The following is an 18,763-nucleotide window of genomic DNA, read 5'->3' as shown; positions in this document are numbered from 1 at the left end:
GCCGCTTGTCCAGCGCTCAGCCAGCGCCGCTCTCGGCCTCGTACAATCCGCGCGCCTCGGCCGGCGGACCGCGCCGCTGCGCCAGCGCCAGCACGCAGATGCGCACCAGCTCGCCGCCGCGCGTGAACACCAGCCGGTCGCCGGCGCGCACCGGCGCCGCCGCGCGCGTCAGGCGCTGGACCTGACCGAAGCGGTCAATGCGCACCCGGCCGGCCGTGATGGCGTCAGCGGCCATCGCGCGTGATTTGAACAGGCGGGCGCGAAACAGCCAGATATCGCAGCGCTGGCTCTCCAACTCTGCGGGCACGGTCACGCGCGCGTGTCCCTGGCGGGGCGGCGCGGCCGGGACCGCCGCGCCCTGGCGGGGCGGGCGGCGGCAGGCTTGGCAGCCGGGCTGATGCTGAGTGCCGCAAGGGCAGCAAAGGGCGTGTCGGCCGGCGGCGGCACCGTGCCCGGCTCGCGGTCAGGCTCGCGCCTGGCCCGACTGGTCCACCATTCCGGGCTGTCACCCTCGGCCTTTCGGACGCGGCGATAGCCCAATGCCCGCAGCACGCCGCACAATGCCTCTTCATCGCATCCCAGCAGATTCATCATGGCCGGCGCGGGCGTGAAGCGCCGCGCCTTGTCAGCCTGGCGGGCGTCGCGGATCAGATCGGCGAGCCGCTCCAGCATATCCAGGCGCACCGCCAGCGGCCCGCACAGCTGATACCCGGCGCAGGCGTGAGACGCTGCGTCCAGAGACGGGTCCGGCATCACACTCGTGCGTCCGGGCGGCGGGCGGAAGGCGCGCGCGGCGTCACCGGAGTGGACGGCATGGAGCAGGGCGTTGAGGCGCGCAGCGCGAGGTTTGAGAAGCGCCGGCATGAACACGCCATGCTCGCCCAGCCGGACGCCGGCGGCGCGCAGCTGGCGGCGCTCCTGGGTGGACAGGGAGGCGAGGTCGGCGGCCAGCACCTGACGCGGTGCCGCGCCATGGCCCTCCACCAGCCGGTAGGCGATCCCGCGCGCCAGCCCGTCCAGACCGCCCGTCCGGGCCCCCACAGCCTCACGCAGCTTCAGAAGCGGACCCAGAGCCATGCGCGCCTGGTCTGCGGCAAAGGCCTCCAGGCGGCGTTCGGCACGGGCCCCGGCTTCCGCCGCGCCCAGCTCGCCGCCAATCAGCGCGGCGCCCGGCGTGAACGGGTCGGGGCCGGGGGTCAGGCGCGCCACCGGCTCGCCCTGCCAGAGCACACGCCCCTCCTCGTCCAGCGCCAGCATGTCGTCCGCGGCGCGCGCCAGCTGGCCCAGGCGGCGGTTGATTTCGGGGCGCACAGCCTTCAGGGCGGCATTGGCCACCGCCCGGCGCGCCAGCGGACCCCCGGCGGCATCGGCACGGAAGCTCAGCCCGTCGAGCCGTCCGACGAAATGGCCCTCCACTGTGACCTCGCCCGTGCCGTCGAGCCCGGCCTGCAGATCGATATTCTCGCGCAGGCCCTTCATAAGGGCGCTGGTGCGCCGGTCGATGAAGCGCGCGGTGAGCTGTTCGTGCAGGGCATCGGACAGTGCATCCTCGACCTCGCGGGTGCGCGCCTGCCAGTAGGCCGGATCGCCGGTCCAGGAGGGCCGGTGGGCGGCATAGGACCAGGTGCGCACCTGGGTCAGGCGCTGGGCCAGCGTATCCACATCGCCCGCCGTCCTGGCCAGGCGCGCGATCTGGGCGTCCAGCCAGGCGTCAGGCAGGCGCGCATCGCCGTCAGACAGGTGCAGGAAGAGCGAGCGGACCAGCCGCGCGTGCTCGTCCAGCGTGCCTTTGCGAAATTGCGGCGTGCCGCACACATCCCACAACCGTGCCGCGCCGCCGCGTCTGGCCGTGCGCTCGCGCACCTCGGGATCGCGCGTGAGAATGTCGAGCACCGCCTCATCCACCGCTGCGCGCACCCGCTCCAGCGCCGGATGGGGCGCAGGCGCGCCCAGGGATACCCGCAGGCTCTGCAGATCGGTCAGGTCCAGATCGCTGTTGCGCCAGACCAGGCGCGTCACCGGCTCGAATTCGTGGTTCTCCACCTGCTCGATGAGTTCCGGGTCCAGCGCGCGCGCCTCGCCGGTTTCGCCAAACGTGCCGTCAGTGCGAAAGCGCCCGGCCCGCCCGGCGATCTGGCCGATCTCGTGGGCATGCAGGCGCCGGCGCTTGCGCCCGTCAAACTTGGTGTAGCTGGCGAAGGCGACATGGCCGACATCCATGTTCAGGCCCATGCCGATGGCGTCCGTGGCGATGAGGAAGTCCACCTCGCCCGACTGATAGAGGGCGACCTGGGCGTTGCGTGTGCGCGGCGACAGCGCCCCCATCACCACCGCCGCCCCGCCGCGCTGGCGGCGCACCAGCTCGGCCATGGCGTAGACATCCTCGGCGCTGAAGGCGACGACAGCGGACCGTCGCGGCAGCTTGGTGAGCTTTTTCGTGCCCGCATAGCTCAGTGTGGAGAAGCGTTCGCGCGTCTCGATCACGGCCTCGGGGATCAGCCGGCGCAGGATCGGGCGCATGGAAGCGGCACCCAGCAGCATGGTCTCTTCAGTGCCGCGCGCATGCAGCAGCCGGTCGGTGAAGATGTGGCCGCGTTCCGGGTCGGCCGCGAGCTGGATCTCATCCACCGCCAGAAAGGCCGGGCGCATATCCAGCGGCATGGCTTCCACCGTGCACAGGAAATAGCGCGCGTGCGGCGGGACAATTTTTTCCTCGCCCGTGATCAGGGCAGCGGCGTGGACGCCCTTGGCCTTGACCACCCGGTCGTAGAGTTCGCGGGCAAGCAGGCGCAGGGGCAGGCCCATAACGCCTGACGCACGCGCCATCATGCGCTCCAGCGCCAGATGGGTCTTGCCGGTATTGGTCGGCCCCAGCACCGCAGTGACGGGGGCGGGCCTTGCATGGCGGGCGGTCATGACGCGCTCCGAGGCTGCCGTCCCTGACGCCTAATCTAGGATGCTGCGCCCACTTCAATAAGGGGCCGGACGCAGCGCGGCGCTGCAAGCGGCGTTATTGCACCATCGGGCCGGCATAGACGCGGCTCGCCATGATGTTGATATCGCCGATGCGGGTGCGGGCGCGGAAGCGCACGGGCACCCAGGCCCCTTCCATATTGGCCAGCCAGATATGGATCGGGCGGGCAATATCTTCGGGCGTGGGGCGCTTGCCCTCGTCATAGCCGCTGACCGGTTCGAGATAGGCGCGGCAGTGCAGTGCGTTGCCGCGATAGCCGCGCGTGGCCACGCGCTCGGTGGACCCGGCCTCGAAGCGCAGATCATAGCGCGCCTTGCCGTCAAACACCGGCAGGCGGCCTTCGCACGGACGCTCGCCCTGGGGCTGGGACAGCATGAGGTTCAGCAGCACCGTCACAGGATCATAGGCACCCTGGCGCTCGGCATCGCTGGCGGGCGGTTCGCCCATGGAGCCGAATGGCGGGTTCACGTCCGGCACAGCCATGCCGTCGGCAAAATCAATGCCCACAACGCGGTTGGTGCCGCTGGCGTGATTGATGTGCTCGTAGCGCCAGGGGCTGAGCGCGCGTCCGGGGTTGTTGCGGTAGCCGGTGGTGCTGGCCACGATGTCGGTATCGTCAAACCAGCGCAGCAGGCCTCCGGCGCGGAAATTGGCCGCGCCGGCATAGGTCTCCTCATGCAGCCAGGCCGAAATGGTGATATTGGCCACGGGCACCGCTACCAGGACCGAGCCGGTATATTCCACATGGATCTGGTCAGGCAGGGCTGCAGCGCCCGCGGGCGCACCGAAAACAGCGGCGGCGGAGGCGAGTGCAGCGAGCATCGGGCGCAGGGTCATGGAGATCAGCCTTGTCGGGTGGGGAGCTTGTGAAATGCGTCCCTAACATGAAATCAGCATCAATATGGCTGCAAGATGAATGCCGCTGGAGGGCGCCTGCGCCTTGACGCCGCTGCTGGCCTCGGTTAAATCGCCCGCTCTTGCGCCGCAAGACGCCTCTTTTCAAACGGGGCCTGCGGCGGCGCGTCCGGATTAATCTGTCAGCTCAAGGTGGAAGCCATGTCGCGCCGCTGCGAACTTACGGGCACGGGCCCGATGTCGGGCAATAACGTGTCCCACGCGAACAACAAGACCCGGCGCCGCTTCCTGCCCAATCTGGTGCGGGTGACGCTGGCGTCGGAATCCCTCGGCCGCACGTTTCGTCTGCGCGTCGCCGCCAAGGCGCTGCGCAGCGTTGACCACGCGGGCGGGTTCGATGCCTTCCTGCTGAAGGCCCGCGATGCGGACCTGTCGGCTGGTGCGCAGAAGATCAAGCGCGAACTGAAAAAGACCCAGACCGCCACGGCCTGATTCTTTCAGCGTCTGAAGTTTGAAGCGCCCGCCGGTCTCCGGCGGGCGTTTTCGCTTTGCCCGATTGCAAAAGAAAATGCCGCCCTGCGAGGGGACAGGGCGGCAGGGTGTTTTCCGGCGGCCACGAGGGAAGCGGCGCGGAAAATACCGGCCTATTCGGCGTGACCGGCCGCGCCGTGGGCGGCCACCGCCTCGATATACTCCCGCCGGGCCTTGCCTGGATCGAGGCTCTCTTCCAGCTCGCGCGCCACGCGCTCGTCATCGTCCTGCAGCGCCTGCGGGTCGAGATCGGCGTAGTGCATCACGCCCATATCGGTATAGGCCTTCTGGATGCGCGGCCCCCACAGGCCGATATCCTTCACGATCGGCACGATGCGCTGGAACAGCATGGTGCGGTACAGCTTCACGATCTCGGAGTTTTCGACAAAGGTCTTGCACTCCTCCGCGGGCAGGCCGAGCACGTCGTAAAGCTCGCGGCTCTGGGTCATGCGGTCACGCATGAGATAGCAGGCCTCCACCAGAAACTCCTCGCGCTCGTCGCGCTCGGCCTGGGTGAGCTGGGGATAATAGTCGCGCAGGGATATCCGGCCGAACGCCACATGGCGCGCCTCGTCCTCCATGACATAAGCGTTGACCATGCGCGCTAGCGGGTTCTGTGCCAGATCGCGGATCGTGCCGAAGGCGGCCAGCGCCAGACCCTCGATCACGACCTGCATGGCCAGATAGGTCACGTCCCAGCGGCTGTCTGACAGCGCCTGATTGACCAGCACCATGAGCGGATCGGTCATCGGATAGGCGACGCCGAACTTGCCCACCAGCTTGCGGTAGGCCTCTACATGGCGGGCTTCGTCCATCACCTGGGTCGCGGCGTAGAATTTGGCGTCGAGGTCGGGCACGGACTGGACGATCTTGGACGCGGCCAGAAGCGCGGCCTGCTCGCCTTGCAAAAACTGCGACACGTTCCAGGACTGGGTGTGGCGGCGCAGCTCGATCTTTTCTTTCGCCGTCATCCGGTTCCAGATATCCGAACCATAGATAGCCACGGCCTCGTCAGGCATCTGCATCGGATTTTCGGGATCGAGGTCCAGGGTCCAGTCAATGCGGTTGACCGCATCCCACTGCATGTCCTTGCCCTTCTGGTAGAGGTGCATGAGCGTGGTGCGCCCCTCGTCGAAGCGCCAGTCGAACACGGCTTCGAATGCATTGGGCACATGCCAGTGCGCATCAATGCCGGGCATGGGGTAAAGGTCACGTAGCGCGGTCATGGGCGTCCTCCCGAGGATCAGGCGGGCCGTCCGTCGCGCCGGGAATGGCCAGGCGGTCCGGCCCAACTTGCGAACGCCCCCTGTCTGACGCAGGTGTGAACAGCGTTCACTTTATGGACACCATGAGGCAGGACACAACGCGTGTCCAGCGCAGAGTTATTCCGCCGCCCGGATCTGCTCTGCGGGCTCGCTTCCGGCCCGGGCCTCGTCCGCCGCGCGTCGCTGCTCTATCCAGCGCTGCTTGAGGGTCTTCGAGCAGTCGCGGCTGCCATCGGGCGACCAGCCCGGCGGGCCGAGCCAATAGCCCAGCACCTCGCGGACAGAGCGCGCCGAGCGCACATCCTTCACGATGCCGATCCATTCATGCAGGCAGATTTTCAGCGGATTATACGTGCCCAGCTGGCGCACAATGCCATAGCGGCAGGGTTCGTCATCGCGTTCGGGCTCGAACGTGCCGAACATCCGGTCCCAGATGATGAACACGCCGGCATAATTGCGGTCGAGATAGCGCGGATTGATCGCGTGATGGACCCGGTGATGGGACGGGGTGTTGAAGATGTATTCGATCGGCGCAGGCAGGCGGCGGACCGTCTCGGTATGGATCCAGAACTGGTAGACCAGATTGAGCGCGCCCACGAAGGCGACCATGGCCACCGGGAAGCCGATCAGCACCAGCCAGCTTCCGAAGAAGATGAATTTCAGGGTCAGCGGGCTCAACCAGGGCTGCCGCAGGGCCGTGGTCAGATTGTAGTGCTGGCTGGAATGGTGAACCACATGGTCGGCCCACCACCAGCGCACGGTGTGGGCGAAGCGATGGGCCCAGTAATACACAAAGTCATCGAGCACGAAGCACAGCGCGAACGCCCACCACGCCCAGCCGATATCCAGTAGCGCATACTGCGACACGAACACGAACCAGGTCAGTGCCACCACGCCCAGCAGGATGCCCGATACCGTATTGCCCAGACCCATGACCAGGCTGGCGGCGCTGTCGCGCGGCTCGAACTTTGCCCGGCCTGTCATGCGCGCGTAGATCATCTCGGCCACGATCAGCGCCACGAAGGCCGGGATCGCGAACAGGATGGGATCGGGCAGCTCGGGGGCGTCCATCGCGTCAGGTCTCTTGCTGCTGGCCGTTGGCGAAACCGGTCACGCGGTCCGCCCAGAGCCGGGCCTCAGTCTCGTCCGCCAGCGTCAGATGCGCGCGCGGCAGGGTGAAGTCGTCCATGGTTATCACAAGGCGCGGACCCTGCGCCTGCGCGCCGCGCACCTCGCCCGGCCTCAGCGCCCGCGACACGATAATGTCGCCCCGGCTCAGCGTCAGCCCCAGGCGGGCCCCGTCCGCCTCCATCACCAGGGCGGCGCGCCCGTCAGCCGCCGCGACAGCGTCGTTTCCGGCGCGAAAGCCCAGCACGTCGAGCTCAAGCGTCGCGGCGGCGGCCTCGGCGCTGTCGATCCTCGCCGGCGACCACCCGCCCAGCACGGCGTTCAGCCCGATGACGAGCCCGACGGCGAGGGCTGAGCCCACAAGCACTGCGGCCAGGGTGAAGAGGTCGTTCATGGCGCGATATTGAACGCCGTTCACTGAGGGTGCGCAAGCCCTGTTTCGTCCCCTGCCGGCGCTGGTGCTATGGCGTAGTATTCCTGCGTCCAGAGCCGGTGCAGCACGCCGGGCGGCAGGCCGTAGGCGGCCTGCAGATAGCGCGACTGGCTGTGATGGATGCCCCAAGCGCGGATCTTGGCGCGTGCCGGGGCGGGTACGGAAAAGTCAGGCTCCGGCTGCAGCGCCGCCACATGCTGGCCGCGCGCGCCGCCAAACCGGCGCAGGGCCGGGCGCGGGGCGAGCACGAAAATCAGAACCGGCGCGTCCGGGCCCCGCGCGGCCACCGCCGCCTGGGCCGCTGCGCCGATCATCATGTGGTCGGGATGCAGCGACACGCCGCTTTCTGGATGAAAGCTGACGACGGCTGAAGGCTGCGTGCGCGCGATGGCATGAGTCACCAGCCCGGTCAGATCGTCCAGCGGGTGGTATTCCAGCTGGCCGTCGCCCAGATCAAGCACATCATGGCTCGCGACGCCCAGTGCAAAGCCATGCTTGCGCGCCTCGGCCTCGCGCACCACGCCCAGATGGGGCTGATCGACCACGGGCGGATACTGGGTCCCCGCCTCGCCGCGCGTGGCGGTAAACAGGTGCACGGGCACGCCCTCGGCGACGATGCGAGCCATCAGCGCATTGGCGGTGATCTCGTCATCAGGATGGGCAAAAACGAACAACACGCCGGCCTCGCCGAGTGTTGCGGTGACGGAGGCAAGCCGCGCCACGCCGGGCTCGTTGAACAGTGTCCGGCCGAGCATCAGCGCGCCAAGGGCAAGTACGGCCAGCACGGCCAGAGCCGCCCCCGCCAGCATCAAGGGTCCTGTGCGCATCCTCGCGTCCTCGTGCACGCGCCGCCAGACTGCCCTGTCATCAGCGCGTCAACAAGCCGGTCCAGTCTGCCGGCCATCCCGGGGCTGCGCCCCGCAGACGCCGCTAAGGGGGCCCGCATGCGCCTTGTCCTGATCGTGATCGCTATCATCGCCCTGGTCTGGACCGGGGCGGCGCTGTGGCCGGGACCGGTGCCGGTGAGCCATGCCTGGCTGGACGCGAAGGCGGAGGCCCGCGCCGACCGGATTGCCCATGGGGCCGGGCTCGGGCGCGCGCCGGCCAATACGCTGGAAGCTCTCGCCCGGGCGGTGGAGGACGGTGCGGATGTGCTGGAGGTGGACGCGCAGATGACCGCCGATGGCGTGCTGGTGCTGATCCATGACGACACGGTGGACCGCACCACCAACAGCACCGGCCGAGTGGATGCCCTGACGCTGGAAGAGATTGCGCGCCTCGACGCCGCGTTTGGCTATGACGGGAATGTGCCGGACCGGTTCGCAGGTCAGGGCGTGCGCATCCCCAGCCTTGCCGGGGCGCTGGCCGCCTACCCGGACATGCGCTGGATCGTGGAGATCAAGCCGGACACCCGGGAGTCCGCGCTGGCCATGTGCGGGACGATCCGCGACGCCGGGATGACGCAGCGCGTCATGGTTGGCTCTTTCCATGACAGCGCCCTGGGCCAGTTCCGCGACGCCTGTCCGGAGGTCGCCACTGGTATGGCATCCAACGAGGCGCTGACGTTCTATCTCGCGGCCCGGCTGGGCCTGGCCAAATGGCATCCCACCCGCGCCCACGCCCTGCAGATTCCGCCGCGCGCCGCCGGGCTGGACGTTGCCCATCCGCGCCTGATTGCGGCGGCGCAGGCCCGCGGCCTCGCCGTGCAGGTGTGGACCATCAATGATCCTGCCGACATGGCCGCGCTGCTCGATCTGGGCGCGGATGGCATCATCACCGACCGCGTCGATGTCATGGCGCAGGTGCAGGGCGCACGCTGAGGCGCCGAAGCGGGCCATTCAGGCCCAATATATTGTGCAGTATACAGTGCATTTACAGCATCTTGTGGCGTTTCGGGCGCGCGCCGAATTTCGCCATATTTGACTCGTATGCAGAGGCGAAAACAGGCAAAAGATATTGAAAAATATGGTTTAATTTATAAATATAGCCTTCTAGTTAAGTCCGTATACTGCTAAAAAACTTGACAGGCGCGGCCCAAGGTGACATTTTAGTGACATCAAAAGCCAGCCCTTGGAGGGTCACATGCCACGTCTCACTGCAATCCTTCTGATCGGCGCCTGGCTCGCATTCGCTGCGCTCGCCGCCCGCTTCCTGACCTCTGAGGTCACGGGCGTGCTGGCGCTGGCGGGCATGGCGGCCACGGTCGCGGTTCTGGCCCTGTCGGGCCATATCTCGCGTCCCGACCCGCTTTCGCTCAGCCTGACGGGCCGCCGCCCGTACTGGGAAATGCGCTGACGCCAGCCTGATCTGATCTGTGAACAGAGCCCGGAGCGCATCGCTCCGGGCTTTTTCATGTCAGGCGGACCGTTTGCGCGCACGTGGATGGGTGGCGGCATGCAGGCGCGCCAGCGCGCCGGAATCCACATCGGCATAGATCTGCGTCGTGGACAGCGAGGCATGGCCGAGCAGGTCCTGGATCGACCTCAGATCGCCGCCATGGGCCAGCAAATGGGTCGCAAACGCGTGGCGCAGGGCGTGGGGCGTGGCACTGGACGGCAGGCCGAGACGCGCGCGCAACATCTCCATCGCCGCCTGCACCGCGCGCGGGCCCAGCACGCCCCCGCGCACGGCGCGGAACAGGGCGTCCTTGCGCCCGACCGGATGGGGGCACAGCGCCATATAGGCGGTCACCGCCTCGCGCACCTGGGGCAGGACGGGCACGATACGTGTGCGCCCGCCCTTGCCCGTGACGCGCAAGGTTTGCGGCAGCGGGTGATCGGCCCCGGTCAGGGCCAGCGCCTCGGAAATACGCAGGCCGCAGCCATAGAGAAGAGACAGGATGGCGGTGTCGCGCGCTGCGATCCAGGCCGGCCCGCCGGTCTCGCCCGGCGCATCAATCAGGGCGCGCGCGGCCGTCTCGCTCACCGGGCGCGGCATGCGCCGGGGCGCCTTGGGCGCTTCGACCAGGGTCAGCGCCGGATTATCCAGCCCCCAGCGCCGCCGGCCATAGCTGAAGAAGCTGCGCGCGGCGGACAGGCCCCGCTGCAGCGTGCGCGATCCGCAGCCCTCCCGCCGGCGTCCCGCCAGCCAGGCGCGCCAGTCGGCGGCCTCCAGCCGGGACAGGGCCCCCAGCGTAACCGGACCGCCCAGATGCCCGCCCAGGAACTCGAACAGGCCGCTGACATCGCGGGCATAGGCGTCCAGAGTGCGCGGTGCCAGCCGGCGCTCGCCGGACAGATGATCGAGCCAGGCGGCGATCGCCGCGGGCGCAGGCAGTTCGGGGTGGGTCAGCCCGCCAGCCATGGCGATATCCGCCGCTCCAGCACACGCGCAAATACATGCAGCAGGTCCGCACCCTGATCGGGGGAAAACGCTTTCCCGTCCCGGGCGGCCAGACAGAGCACGGCCGGCTTGCGCGCCAGCTCCAGGCGCACCAGCGCTTCGGACCGCAGGCCCCGCGCCTGGCCGTCATACAGCGCATCGGCAAAGCGGGCGTCCACGGGACCGAGTTTTTCAGACTGTGCGCCCAGCAGCGCCGCGACCAGATCGGGTGAGCACGGCCGGATCGCCTTGGCGCCGGGCAGCGGCGTGCAGCCCTCAATGAAAATCCGGATCACATCCACGCTGAGCGCTCCGGCGGCCCGGCCGGCCAGCTTGTGATCGAGCGCGTCCAGGCTGTCCGCCTCCATCACCGCCAGAATGGCGGCGTGGGTCTGGGCCTGGGCGGCGAGATTGGCTTTCGCCAGCGCAATCAGCGCGGCGTTGGTGGCGCGCACGCGGGCAAGCTCGGCTTCCAGCTTGCGCCTTGCGTGGGCGGCGATGTCGATGACGCCGGACTGGGTGATGGCCTCGTTGACGCGCGCCAGCAATTCGGGATCGCGGGTGATCAGCTCGGGATGGGCGCGCAGGTAATCGCGCAGCGCCGTCGCGTCTGCGAATTCGGCACCGGGGGCCGGTGTGGGCGGAGGGGCGGAGTCAAACATGCGGGCGGCCCTTGGTGGCGGCGGTCAGTCGCGGACTATCGGGGGGCCGGCTTGCAACAGGGTTAATGACCCTGCCCGTCCGTTGAGCGCCAGCGGCGCATACGGGACGGGCAGGGCTCCGGCGTCTTACGGCGCGGACGCGCCGTCCATCAGGGTCTGCATCAGGAACACGTATTCCAGCGCCTGGCGGTTGGCCGCTTCGCGCAGATTGGCCGCCGCCGAATGGCCGCCTTCAATGTTCTCGTAATACAGCATTTCATGGCCCAGCTGATCGAGCAGGAAGGCCAGCTTGCGCGCATGGCCGGGATGGACCCGGTCATCCTTGGTGGAGGTGAGGATGAAGATCGGCGGATAATCGCCGTCCTCGTCCACATTGTGCACCGGGGATATACCCCGAAGGAAGGCGCGCTCCTCCTCGTTCTCGTCGGGGAAGCCATACTCGTCCTGCCAGCTGGCACCGGCCAGCAGCAGATGGAAGCGCATCATGTCCAGCAGCGGCACCTGGCTGATTACCGCGCCCCAAAGATCGGGCCGCTGGGTATACATCACCCCGGTCAGCAGCCCGCCATTGGACCCGCCCATCACACCCAGCTGCGGCGCTGTGGTCTCGCCGGTGGCAATCAGGTCCTCGGCCACCGCGATCAGATCATCAAAGATGCGCTGGCGGTTGGTGCGCAGGCCTGCCTGGTGCCAGGCCGGGCCGAACTCGCCGCCGCCACGGATATTGGCCAGCACATAAGTGCCGCCATTTTCCAGCCAGAGCCGGCCGCGCACGCCCGAATAGGACGGCGACAGCGACACCTGGAACCCGCCATAGGCGTAGAGCAGGGTGGGCTGGGGCCCGGTGACATCGTCGCGCCGGACGATGAAATACGGGATCATCGTGCCGTCGGAGCTGCGCGCCTGGCGCTGCTCGACGACCATGCCGTCAGTGTCGAACCAGGCCGGTGCCGACATGGCCGGTTCCAGTGCCAGGTCCGGCGTCACCCGGTAGAGCGCTTCAGGATTGAGGAAGCCGGACACGTTCACATAGGCCAGATCGCTCTGGTCATCGGCGGTAACGATGGAGATGGTGGCGTTCTCCGGTGCCTCGATGGGCTGGCTGGTCCACGCGCCGCCTTGATAGGTAAACGCCTCCAGGCGGCTCACGACATTGTCGCTGATGACCATCAGGAGGTTATTGGCGGTGGCTGCCACCGATCCCACTGACTGGCGGGAATCGGGCACGAACACGGTCTTCACCTCGGGTAGCTCGCCCGATTCAGCCAGCGCGGCCATGTCGATGGACAGGGCGGCACCGGCCGGGAAAGTCGGCCCGCCTTCAGCGGGCGTCCAGTCTTCTTCCGTGGTGAAGATCAGCTGGCCGCCAAACAGGGCCTGCGGGGTCGATTTGCGCGGCAGGGGCAGGGCGATGGGCTCGCCAGCCGCGCCCTCGGGCAGCAGCCAGTAGACACCTTCAAAGAAGCTCTCGCGCTGAATGGCCATGAAATAGGCCGTGCCATCGGCCTGCTCGAAGCGCGCGGGCCACACACCCACATCACTGCGGGCACCGGTGAACACGACCTGCGCATCCTCGATGGGCGTGCCGCGCGTCCAGCGCTTGACCACGAAGGGATAGCCCGAACTGGTGGTTTCGTCCGTTTCAAGCGCGGTCGCGATCAGCAGCGTGTTCTCATCGATCCAGGCCGTCGAACCTTTGGTCTGCGGGATGACAAATCCGTCTTCGACAAAGCTGCGGGTCTGCGCATCAAACTCGCGCCGCACCGCCGCATCGGAGCCGCCATCCGACAGGGTCAGCATGCAATGGCGATAGTCAGGGCCCAGACAGCTCGACCCGCCCCACACCCAGTTCTTGTCTTCGGCACTGGCGAGCTCGTCGACATTCAACACCACATCCCATTCCGGCGCGCCGGTGGCGTAGCTCTCCACGCTGGTCTTGCGCCACAGGCCGTGAATGTTCTGCGCATCGCGCCAGAAATTCCACAGCTCCCCGCCGCGCACGGCGACATAAGGAATGCGGTCGGTGCTTTCGAGCACTTCAATCGCCTGATCATAGAGCGTCTGATAGCGCGGATCGGACTGCAACAGGCCCAGCGAGCGCTCGTTCTGCAGGCGCGCAAAACCCAGCGCGTCCTCGCCCTCGACCTCTTCGAGCCATTCCAGATTTTCCTCGCCCGCCTGGATCGCCTGGTTGAGGGCGGAGACGCTGTGCTCGGCCTCGTCGGTGGGGGTGGCGATATCCATCACTTGTCCATTGTCTGAATTGGGCGAACACGCCGCCAGCGCGGCAAGTGCAGCAGCGGTCAGGCTATATCCCCAGCGGCGCATCAGGCAGTCTCCCTCGTGTTGCAAGCGGCGCATTCAACAGCGCCCGGCGTCCCGCGTCAAAGCCGTCCGCATTAAATTCTCATAAGGCTCCCGCCCGATTGCGCGCGATGGCCCGAGGGCGTAAAGCCTCGCCCCATGAAAGCCTGGGCAATGAACGGGGCGGGCAACGCCTTCATCCTGATCGACGCGCGCAATCACAATGCGCCGCTGGCGCTGGCACCCGGCGCGATCCTGGCGCTGGCGCGCGCCCATCCCTTCGACCAGTTGCTGGCGCTCGAGGCGGACCGGGAAGCCGATGCGCGGCTGCGGGTCTGGAACCGCGATGGCGGCGAGGTCGGTGCCTGCGGCAATGGCGCCCGCGCCGCCGCCTGGCTGATGTTTGAGGATGGTGCCCGCGATGCGTTGACGATGAGCTCGCCGGGGGGCCGCCTGAATGCGCGCCGCCTCGGTGATGGCGGGGCAGAGGTGGATTTGGGTCCGGCGCGCCTGGACTGGCGGGAGATTCCGCTGGCGCGCGTCATGGATACGGTGCGGATGGAGTATGCGGTCGATCTGCCGGGCGCCGGGCGTCTGACCGGGCCGGGGGCGGTCTCCATGGGCAATCCCCATGTGGTGTTCTTCGTGGATGATCCTGACGCCCTGCCACTCGACGTGATCGGGCCGGGCGTGGAGCACGATTCCCTGTTTCCCGAGCGCGTGAATGCGGGCTTTGCCCGGGTGCTGGAACCGGGCCTGATCCGCTTGCGGGTCTGGGAGCGCGGGGCGGGGCTGACCAAGGCCTGCGGCACGGGCGCGGCGGCCGCGCTGGTGGCTGCGTGCCGTCAGGGGCGGAGCGGGCGCGAGGCGGTGATCCGGGCCGATGGCGGCGATCTGCCCGTGCGCTGGACTGAAGACGGCCATGTGCACCTGGCCGGCCCGGTGGCGCTGGAGCGGGACATCGTTCTGCCCGAGGGCTTTGGTGCCCCGCCGCGCTAGAGATCGCGCGCCATCACCCAGTCGCAATAAACCGCGCCGCCCACATCGAACTGGCGCTCGCCCACGCTGTGGAAGCCGTGCGCCTCGTAGAAACCGATGGCGCGGGCATTGTTCTTGTACACACCCAGCAGCATGCGCTTGCGCCCTTTGGCGCGGGCGTGGGCGAGCCCGGCCTGCAGCAGCATCAGCCCGAGACCTGAACGGTGCAGTTTCGACAGGACATAGATGCGCTTCATCTCGATATCACCGGGTCCCGTCTCCACCGGCAGGCCGGGCAGGGCGAGGTGGAGATAGCCGACGGGGGCCGCGCCCGGCGCGGCTTCAGCGAGCCACAGCGCCTGTTCAGGATCGGCCAGCGCGGCGGCGTAGACGGCCTCGGTCTGGCGCTGGGCGCAATGGCGCACAATGGCCGCGCCGTCCACCACGCCGGCATAGGTCTCCAGAAAGGTCGCGGCACCGACCAGCGCCAGCGCGGCTTCGTCCCCGGGGACAGATTTGCGAATGGAAACGCTCATGCACGCGGCGATAGTCCGGGGATGCCAGACAGGCAAGAGAGAATGTCCATCCCTGCCCTTAATTCCGGCGTGATTGTGTGTTGCATTGGGAACGCACATGACCGCACACGGTTGAGATGCACTGTGAGGCTCTCGCATCGCACAAGCGGGCTCCCTACATGCAGGCTCGCGCGCCGGTCCAGCCAGCCTGACGCGCCTTTAGAGACCGGGGAGACCAGCCATGGCCAATGCTTCCATGATCGCCATTACGCCCGAAGGCGGGCTGTCGCGCTATCTCGCGGAGATACGCAAGTTTCCCATGCTGGAAAAGGACGAGGAGTTCATGCTGGCCAAGCGCTGGCAGGAGCATCAGGACACCGAAGCGGCCCACCGCATGGTCACCTCCCATCTGCGCCTGGTGGCCAAGATCGCCATGGGCTATCGCGGCTATGGCCTGCCGATCGCAGAGGTGATCTCGGAGGGCAATGTGGGCCTGATGCAGGCGGTCAAGAAATTCGATCCGGACAAGGGCTTCCGCCTGTCCACCTACGCCATGTGGTGGGTGCGTGCGGCGATACAGGAATACATCCTGCGCTCCTGGTCGCTGGTGAAAATGGGCACCACCGCCGCCCAGAAGAAGCTGTTCTTCAATCTGCGCCGCATGAAAAGCCAGATGCAGGCGCTGGAAGAGGGCGATCTGAAACCCGAACAGGTCGAGCACATCGCCACCAAGCTGGGCGTGACCGATGCCGAGGTGATCTCCATGAACCGGCGCCTGTCCGGCCCCGACGCCTCGCTCAACGCGCCCATGCGCGCCGATGGCGAGAGCCAGTGGCAGGACTGGCTGGCCGACGACAATGCCGACAACGCCGAAGACGATCTGGTCGAGAGCGACGAGTTCGACACCCGCATGACGCTTCTGCAGGAAGCCATGGGCGGGCTGAACGAGCGCGAGCGCCACATCATCCAGGAGCGCCGCCTGACCGAAGAGCCCAGGACGCTGGAAGAGCTGGCGGATGTCTACAAGGTCAGCCGCGAACGCATCCGCCAGATCGAAGTGCGCGCGTTCGAAAAGCTCCAGACCGAGATGAAGCGCCTGGCCGAAGAGCGCGGGCTGATGCCGGCTTAGGCCTTGGCCCGCGCCCGCTTCATCCGCACAATCCCTACTGCCAGCGCGACCTGTGCGCCGTAATACAGGATCCAGATCAGAGCGGCGGGCCAGTCAAAGCCGCCGGGCTGCAGCGTCCCGCCGAACCAGCGCGCGGCGATGATGGCGTCCGAAGCGATGAAGACGATGGCACCCACGGCGATCAGGCGCGGGCCTTTCACGAAGCCTGCCAGGATGGCCATGGCCAGGATGATCCCGATATAGGCGCTGGCCGGGCCGGCCAGCTCGCCCATGCCGGGGCGCAGCCAGACCAGCATCGCTATACCGAACACCGCCAGCCCCGCGGCGACCGCCAGCCCTGCGCGCTGCCAGCCATTGCGCCAGATGGCGAGCGCGAAGATCGCTGCATAGACGATGTGGGCCGCAGCGAAGAAGGCGATGCCCGCCTCCCGCTCGGGCGGGCTCAAGGCCAGCGCAAAATCGCCACCCGCCGAGGCCAGGAGGGCCAGGGTCAGCAGCGGTGCGCGCGAAAACCCGGCATAGGCTGCCAGCAGCACGATGGAGAGCGTTTTGGCGATGACCAGGAGGCCGGAGGAGGAGGCGGTGAGATTGTCGAGCCCGAAATAGATTACCGACGTGATCACCGAGACGATCAGATAGGCCGGTCCGGCCCAGTCGGGGATGAGCGGTTCGGTTTCGGCGTAGCGGTCGGTCAAGTTCAGGCTCCCGGTTACGTTCATGGCTCATAAAGGCTAGGAGGTTTTAACAGCCTTGAAAAACTGAAAACCACCGACGGTGACTGTTATGCCTGCGTCATTTGCCGCCTTCGCCCTCGTCTGCGCCATGTCGGCGGCGGCGCTGGCCGATGATACCCGCCTGCCCGACAGCCTGTCGGCCCTGCTTGCTGCGGCCTACGAGACCGGCGATCCGGAGGTGTTTGAGCAGGCGGTGCGCCTGATCTCCCTCACTCATGATGGCGCGATTGTCGCGGCCGCCGCGCAGACCCTGTCAGACGGCAGCGGCGCCCGGGCGCGTGCGGCGCTGGGGCTGGAGCTGATGGCAGCCGAGGCGCCGGCTGACACAGCGCCGGAAGACGCGCCCCGGTCCGAAGAGGAGGCCGGACCGGCCTCCATGCCCGAACAGGCGCTGGCATTTCTCGCCAATGGCCGGTTGGAGAACTGGAGCGGCCGGGTGCGGGTGGGCTTGCGCCAGGATTCCGGGAATGTGGAGCGTCACGATTACAGCCTGGGCCTCGAGGTCACGCGCGCCCTGGCCGGCTGGGGGTTTGAGGGCGCGATCGACTACAATGTGTCTGAAGTGAATGGCCGCACAGGCCGCGACGAGCTGATCACCCGGGCGCGCGGCGAGCGCGAACGCGGGGATCGCTGGACCAATTTCCTGAACGCCCGCTATGAGCGTGACCGGCTGTCCGGTTTCGAATGGAAGGCCTTTATGGGCGGGGGCTTTGGCTACCGGGTCTATGCGCGCGATGAGCTGTCATGGACCCTGCGCGCGGCACCGGGCGTGCGCCGCAGCCGTCTGGTCAGCGGTGACACGAACATGTTCGGCGCGCTCGATCTCGCCTCTGATGTGGAAGCCAGCCCTACCGACAGCCTGCGCCTGACGGCGAACACCAATGTGTTGCTCACCGATGGGGCGCAGGCCGACCAGACCCTGTCCCTGGCTACGGCGCTCGGGGCGGTGTGGTCTTTGGAGCTGCGCTACCGCTACCGGTATCTGTTCGATCCCGAACCGGGCTTCAGCCCGTCCGAAAGCCGGGCCGATTTCAGCATTGTGCGCGAGTTCTAGGCCGGGCTGTCAGGGACAGGTGCGGCGGGCGGGTGCCCCCAGGCCAGTGCCTCGGTGATTGTGCGCATATGGGCGGCCGCTGCGCTGTCGCTTCCGGGCAGGGCGCGCGACGCCAGCGGGGCCCCGAAATTCAGGCGATAGCGCTTGCCGCGCTGGGCCAGGAAGGCGTGAAACACCGTCATGTCGCGCAATTCAATGCTGATCTGCGACAACGCGTAGTACAGAAACGGCATGCGCTGGCGCACGCCCAGCGGCACGACCGGCGCATCAAACCGGCGCGCCAGCGACACGAAGGCCGGTGCCCAGTCCGGCTCGGCCAGGGCGCGCGCGCCCCAGTTCCAGTGCGCCATGCGCCCGGCGGGAAACACCACCACGCAGCGCCCGGCATTGAGCGCCTCCATGGCGGTGCGCAGCGTGTCGCGCGCGCTCGACCGGTCGCGCTCCTTCGTACGCCACTCCACCGGGATCAGGCGCGGGGCCAGGCCCGGTGCCACGCGCAGCGCATCGCGATTGGCGAAGAAGACCATGTCCGGCCGGCGCGTGATCAAAGCCTGCCACACCGCCACCCCGTCGGGCACGCCGCCGGGATGGTTGGCGGCGATCATCACCGGACCGGTGGACGGTACGTGGTCCAGACCCTGCACCTGCACATTCAGGCGCAGATAGTCCTGCGCCCACGCGAACACGTCATCAGCGCTGCGCGCCTGAAGGGCGCGGGTCATCTCGACGGCGGTTTCATAGCCCAGCAGCGGAAAGCCCAGCGCGCGGGTCAGCGCCCAAAGGCGCGGCTTCGTGCGCAGGCGTGGCGCGCGCTCTGCGATCAGCGCGTCCACCACCGCGCGGGCCGGATCGGATGACATGTCCATGGGCCTATCTGGTA

The 18,763-nt window shown here is 67.6% G+C and carries 19 protein-coding genes; 6 read left to right on the top strand and 13 right to left on the bottom strand.

Annotation, left to right across the window (positions count from 1 at the left end; genetic code table 11):
* Window positions 1–16: 16 nt before the first annotated feature.
* The 3 genes from L2D00_10555 to L2D00_10545 all read right to left on the bottom strand — a co-directional run bounded on the left by L2D00_10555 (window position 17) and on the right by L2D00_10545 (window position 3,811).
* Window positions 17–313 carry an RNA-binding S4 domain-containing protein gene (locus L2D00_10555; protein WBQ12284.1) on the bottom strand — a complete coding sequence of 99 codons (297 nt, stop codon included), beginning with the start codon at window positions 311–313 and terminating at the stop codon, window positions 17–19.
* On the bottom strand, window positions 310–2,916 hold the full coding sequence (locus tag L2D00_10550; protein ID WBQ12283.1) for a helicase: 2,607 nt from the start codon (window positions 2,914–2,916) through the stop codon (window positions 310–312). Before L2D00_10550 ends, L2D00_10555 begins: the two co-directional genes overlap by 4 nt.
* A 94-nt stretch (window positions 2,917–3,010) precedes the next feature.
* Window positions 3,011–3,811 carry a DUF3108 domain-containing protein gene (locus tag L2D00_10545; GenBank protein ID WBQ12282.1) on the bottom strand — a complete coding sequence of 267 codons (801 nt, stop codon included), beginning with the start codon at window positions 3,809–3,811 and terminating at the stop codon, window positions 3,011–3,013.
* Window positions 3,812–4,030: 219 nt separating this feature from the next.
* On the opposite strand from L2D00_10545, the gene rpmB reads away from it, so the two are divergent.
* Entirely contained in the window at window positions 4,031–4,321 is a 291-nt protein-coding gene (gene rpmB, locus L2D00_10540) for a 50S ribosomal protein L28 (GenBank protein ID WBQ12281.1), read from the top strand.
* A 152-nt stretch (window positions 4,322–4,473) separates the two neighbouring features.
* Here rpmB and L2D00_10535 read toward each other — a convergent pair whose 3' ends face one another.
* From L2D00_10535 to L2D00_10520, 4 genes are all read right to left on the bottom strand, one after another.
* A complete protein-coding gene (locus tag L2D00_10535; protein ID WBQ12280.1) occupies window positions 4,474–5,586 on the bottom strand; it encodes a ferritin-like domain-containing protein in 1,113 nt (370 codons plus the stop codon).
* Window positions 5,587–5,742: 156 nt separating this feature from the next.
* Window positions 5,743–6,696: a sterol desaturase family protein gene (locus L2D00_10530; GenBank protein ID WBQ12279.1), complete on the bottom strand. Its 954-nt coding sequence runs from the start codon at window positions 6,694–6,696 to the stop codon at window positions 5,743–5,745.
* A gap of 4 nt (window positions 6,697–6,700) precedes the next feature.
* Window positions 6,701–7,147, bottom strand: a complete 447-nt coding sequence (locus L2D00_10525; protein ID WBQ12278.1) for a hypothetical protein — start codon at window positions 7,145–7,147, stop codon at window positions 6,701–6,703.
* Between the two features lie 20 nt (window positions 7,148–7,167).
* Window positions 7,168–8,013: a PIG-L family deacetylase gene (locus L2D00_10520; protein ID WBQ12277.1), complete on the bottom strand. Its 846-nt coding sequence runs from the start codon at window positions 8,011–8,013 to the stop codon at window positions 7,168–7,170.
* A 117-nt stretch (window positions 8,014–8,130) separates the two neighbouring features.
* Between L2D00_10520 and L2D00_10515 the strand changes: the two genes are divergently transcribed.
* The gene (locus L2D00_10515) at window positions 8,131–9,006 is read left to right on the top strand and encodes a glycerophosphodiester phosphodiesterase (protein ID WBQ12276.1); all 876 of its coding nucleotides are present in this window, start codon (window positions 8,131–8,133) and stop codon (window positions 9,004–9,006) included.
* A gap of 262 nt (window positions 9,007–9,268) precedes the next feature.
* Entirely contained in the window at window positions 9,269–9,481 is a 213-nt protein-coding gene (locus L2D00_10510) for a hypothetical protein (protein WBQ12275.1), read from the top strand.
* Window positions 9,482–9,541: 60 nt separating this feature from the next.
* On the opposite strand, the gene L2D00_10505 is transcribed toward L2D00_10510, so the two are convergent.
* The 3 genes from L2D00_10505 to L2D00_10495 form a co-directional block, all read right to left on the bottom strand.
* A complete protein-coding gene (locus L2D00_10505; protein ID WBQ12274.1) occupies window positions 9,542–10,489 on the bottom strand; it encodes a tyrosine recombinase XerC in 948 nt (315 codons plus the stop codon).
* Window positions 10,474–11,169 (bottom strand): DUF484 family protein, encoded by a 696-nt coding sequence (locus L2D00_10500; protein ID WBQ12273.1) that lies wholly within the window; start codon window positions 11,167–11,169, stop codon window positions 10,474–10,476. Before L2D00_10500 ends, L2D00_10505 begins: the two co-directional genes overlap by 16 nt.
* 126 nt (window positions 11,170–11,295) lie before the next feature.
* Entirely contained in the window at window positions 11,296–13,497 is a 2,202-nt protein-coding gene (locus L2D00_10495; protein ID WBQ12272.1) for a prolyl oligopeptidase family serine peptidase, read from the bottom strand.
* 135 nt (window positions 13,498–13,632) lie between these two features.
* On the opposite strand from L2D00_10495, the gene dapF reads away from it, so the two are divergent.
* Entirely contained in the window at window positions 13,633–14,472 is an 840-nt protein-coding gene (gene dapF / locus L2D00_10490) for a diaminopimelate epimerase (GenBank protein ID WBQ12271.1), read from the top strand.
* Here dapF and L2D00_10485 read toward each other — a convergent pair.
* Complete coding sequence (locus tag L2D00_10485) at window positions 14,469–14,987, bottom strand: GNAT family N-acetyltransferase (protein ID WBQ12270.1); 519 nt, start codon at window positions 14,985–14,987, stop codon at window positions 14,469–14,471. The genes dapF and L2D00_10485 overlap by 4 nt on opposite strands.
* A 220-nt stretch (window positions 14,988–15,207) precedes the next feature.
* Between L2D00_10485 and rpoH the strand changes: the two genes are divergently transcribed.
* Window positions 15,208–16,095, top strand: coding sequence for an RNA polymerase sigma factor RpoH (gene rpoH, locus L2D00_10480; protein WBQ12269.1), 888 nt, complete (start codon window positions 15,208–15,210; stop codon window positions 16,093–16,095).
* Here rpoH and L2D00_10475 read toward each other — a convergent pair.
* Window positions 16,092–16,790: a lysoplasmalogenase gene (locus tag L2D00_10475; protein WBQ12268.1), complete on the bottom strand. Its 699-nt coding sequence runs from the start codon at window positions 16,788–16,790 to the stop codon at window positions 16,092–16,094. The genes rpoH and L2D00_10475 overlap by 4 nt on opposite strands.
* Window positions 16,791–16,878: 88 nt before the next feature.
* Here L2D00_10475 and L2D00_10470 point away from each other — a divergent pair, with 88 nt between their 5' ends.
* A complete protein-coding gene (locus tag L2D00_10470) occupies window positions 16,879–17,883 on the top strand; it encodes a DUF481 domain-containing protein (GenBank protein ID WBQ12267.1) in 1,005 nt (334 codons plus the stop codon).
* On the opposite strand, the gene L2D00_10465 is transcribed toward L2D00_10470, so the two are convergent.
* Window positions 17,880–18,749 (bottom strand): 1-acyl-sn-glycerol-3-phosphate acyltransferase, encoded by an 870-nt coding sequence (locus L2D00_10465; GenBank protein ID WBQ12266.1) that lies wholly within the window; start codon window positions 18,747–18,749, stop codon window positions 17,880–17,882. The genes L2D00_10470 and L2D00_10465 overlap by 4 nt on opposite strands.
* Between the last annotated feature and the right edge of the window lie 14 nt (window positions 18,750–18,763).

It is taken from the genome of Hyphomonadaceae bacterium BL14, from assembly GCA_027627705.1.
Taxonomy (GTDB): domain Bacteria; phylum Pseudomonadota; class Alphaproteobacteria; order Caulobacterales; family Maricaulaceae; genus Oceanicaulis.
Note: the sequence above shows the minus strand (reverse complement) of the source record. Positions and strands in the feature narration are given on the sequence as shown.

Coding starts and splice junctions, on each gene's coding strand:
- L2D00_10550 (WBQ12283.1), bottom strand. CDS start 2,916: ATGACCGCCCGCCATGCAAGGCCCGCCCCCGTCACTGCGGTGCTGGGG.
- L2D00_10545 (WBQ12282.1), bottom strand. CDS start 3,811: ATGACCCTGCGCCCGATGCTCGCTGCACTCGCCTCCGCCGCCGCTGTT.
- rpmB (WBQ12281.1), top strand. CDS start 4,031: ATGTCGCGCCGCTGCGAACTTACGGGCACGGGCCCGATGTCGGGCAAT.
- L2D00_10535 (WBQ12280.1), bottom strand. CDS start 5,586: ATGACCGCGCTACGTGACCTTTACCCCATGCCCGGCATTGATGCGCAC.
- L2D00_10530 (WBQ12279.1), bottom strand. CDS start 6,696: ATGGACGCCCCCGAGCTGCCCGATCCCATCCTGTTCGCGATCCCGGCC.
- L2D00_10525 (WBQ12278.1), bottom strand. CDS start 7,147: ATGAACGACCTCTTCACCCTGGCCGCAGTGCTTGTGGGCTCAGCCCTC.
- L2D00_10520 (WBQ12277.1), bottom strand. CDS start 8,013: ATGCGCACAGGACCCTTGATGCTGGCGGGGGCGGCTCTGGCCGTGCTG.
- L2D00_10515 (WBQ12276.1), top strand. CDS start 8,131: ATGCGCCTTGTCCTGATCGTGATCGCTATCATCGCCCTGGTCTGGACC.
- L2D00_10510 (WBQ12275.1), top strand. CDS start 9,269: ATGCCACGTCTCACTGCAATCCTTCTGATCGGCGCCTGGCTCGCATTC.
- L2D00_10505 (WBQ12274.1), bottom strand. CDS start 10,489: ATGGCTGGCGGGCTGACCCACCCCGAACTGCCTGCGCCCGCGGCGATC.
- L2D00_10500 (WBQ12273.1), bottom strand. CDS start 11,169: ATGTTTGACTCCGCCCCTCCGCCCACACCGGCCCCCGGTGCCGAATTC.
- L2D00_10495 (WBQ12272.1), bottom strand. CDS start 13,497: ATGCGCCGCTGGGGATATAGCCTGACCGCTGCTGCACTTGCCGCGCTG.
- dapF (WBQ12271.1), top strand. CDS start 13,633: ATGAAAGCCTGGGCAATGAACGGGGCGGGCAACGCCTTCATCCTGATC.
- L2D00_10485 (WBQ12270.1), bottom strand. CDS start 14,987: ATGAGCGTTTCCATTCGCAAATCTGTCCCCGGGGACGAAGCCGCGCTG.
- rpoH (WBQ12269.1), top strand. CDS start 15,208: ATGGCCAATGCTTCCATGATCGCCATTACGCCCGAAGGCGGGCTGTCG.
- L2D00_10470 (WBQ12267.1), top strand. CDS start 16,879: ATGCCTGCGTCATTTGCCGCCTTCGCCCTCGTCTGCGCCATGTCGGCG.
- L2D00_10465 (WBQ12266.1), bottom strand. CDS start 18,749: ATGGACATGTCATCCGATCCGGCCCGCGCGGTGGTGGACGCGCTGATC.